Origin of the sequence: Pseudomonas sp. 34 E 7, from assembly GCF_900005715.1 — a bacterium.
Taxonomy (GTDB): domain Bacteria; phylum Pseudomonadota; class Gammaproteobacteria; order Pseudomonadales; family Pseudomonadaceae; genus Aquipseudomonas; species Aquipseudomonas orientalis_A.
This window is the reverse complement of the sequence record NZ_CVTX01000096.1, coordinates 1-1613: the sequence shown is the minus strand read 5'-3', so window position 1 is coordinate 1613 and position 1613 is coordinate 1. Positions and strand designations below refer to the sequence as shown.

The following is a 1613-nucleotide window of genomic DNA, read 5'->3' as shown; positions in this document are numbered from 1 at the left end:
GGACGGGCTCAATGGCGCGCTGTACAGCGAGAGCGGCCAGTATTGGCTGGGCGAAGACCTGTGGCGCGCGATCAAGGCCATCCCCGTGGCCGAGCGCGAACAAGACCCGGCCCTGGACACCACCAGCCTGCCGCCGCTCTATCCCAAGTAAAACGACATCGTCGATTGATCGTTCCCACGCTACGCGTGGGAATGCCGCCTGGGACGCTCCGCGTCCCGCCGACAACTCAATGCGTACAGGTGACGCAGAGCGTCACGGGATGCATTCCCACGCGGAGCGTGGGAACGATCAATCCTCCAAAACACTGGAGATCCAAATGTGGGAGGGGGCTTGCCCCCGATGGCGGTGGGTCAGCGACAACTGAGCTGGTCTAATAGTCCCGGACACCTCAATAGGTGAAACTACACCTATTGAGGAGTATTCCATGACCAAGAAGTACAGAAAATTCGACGCCGCTTTCAAGCTAAGAGTCTGCAAGATGATTGTTGACCAAGGCCTGAGCGTGAACTCCGTTTGTACCGATTTAGACTTGAGTGACACTGCCGTGCGCCGCTGGGTCCAGCAGTACCAAGCCGAGCAGTTAGGTGGTACAGGGATTGGTAAACCGTTAACCAGCGAGCAACAGCGTATTCGTCAGCTTGAGCAGCAGATCCGCGAGCTGAAGACTGACAACGATATATTAAAAAAAGCTACGGCCTTCTTTGCCCGCGAATTGAAGTGATCCACCAATTGGTTCACCAAATGCAATGCAAGGCCTACCCGGTAATACGTATCTGCCGGGTTTTGCGGATCAGCCGTTCGGGGTTCTATGAAGCTCGTCAGCGGTCTTTTAAGCCAAAAGCTGTCTGTCCGGTTGCAGCTCAGGTCAAAGCTACGTTCATGACCAATGAGCACTGTTATGGCAGTCGTCGGGTGATGAAAGCACTGCGTAGCGATGGCGTATCCATTGGGCGGCACAAGGTCCGTCGGCTGATGAAACAACAGGATTTACGCCCGATCTGGAAGCGCAAGTTCGTTCATACCACCAACAGTAATCATAATTTCCCGGTAGCTGAGAACCTGCTCAACCGCCAGTTTAACCCCGAGCAGATCAACCAATCATGGGTTGCTGACATCACTTATATTCGCACTCGAAGCGGCTGGCTGTACTTGGCGGCTGTCATGGATTTGTATTCACGCAAGATCGTAGGCTGGTCCATGGCTCCGCATATGCGCGCAGAGTTGGTGTGCAGTGCTATGCAACTAGCCATCACACAGAGACAGCCTAAACCGGGTCTGATCGCGCACTCAGATCGGGGCAGCCAGTATGCAGGCGCTACTTACCAAGCCATGCTGACACGACATGGCTTGCGCTGCAGCATGAGCCGCAAGGGCAACTGCTGGGACAACGCAGTCATGGAACGTTTCTTCTTGAACCTGAAGATGGAGCGTGTTTGGAGGAAGGACTATGCCAATCATGATGAAGCAATCAGGGACGTCACGGATTACATTGTGCGGTTCTACAATGAACGACGAATGCATTCATCGTTAGACTATTTGCCGCCCAATCAGTACGAGCGGCAAACAGCCTGAAAACACCGATTGAGGTGTCCGGAAAAAGTTGACCACCTCA

At 54.1% G+C, this 1613-nt stretch carries 2 protein-coding genes; both read left to right on the top strand.

Going from position 1 to position 1613, the window contains the following annotated elements; translation table 11 throughout:
* On the top strand, positions 1–151 hold a 151-nt coding region (locus BFP96_RS31740; protein ID WP_170875988.1), incomplete at its 5' end, for a hypothetical protein.
* Positions 152–425: 274 nt separating this feature from the next.
* Positions 426–1573, top strand: a protein-coding gene (locus BFP96_RS06775; RefSeq protein WP_122582746.1) for an IS3 family transposase whose coding sequence is annotated in 2 segments (ribosomal slippage) — positions 426–681 and positions 681–1573 — 1149 coding nt in all. Because the reading frame shifts where the segments join, the coding sequence is not laid out codon by codon here.
* The last annotated feature ends 40 nt before the right edge of the window (positions 1574–1613 follow it).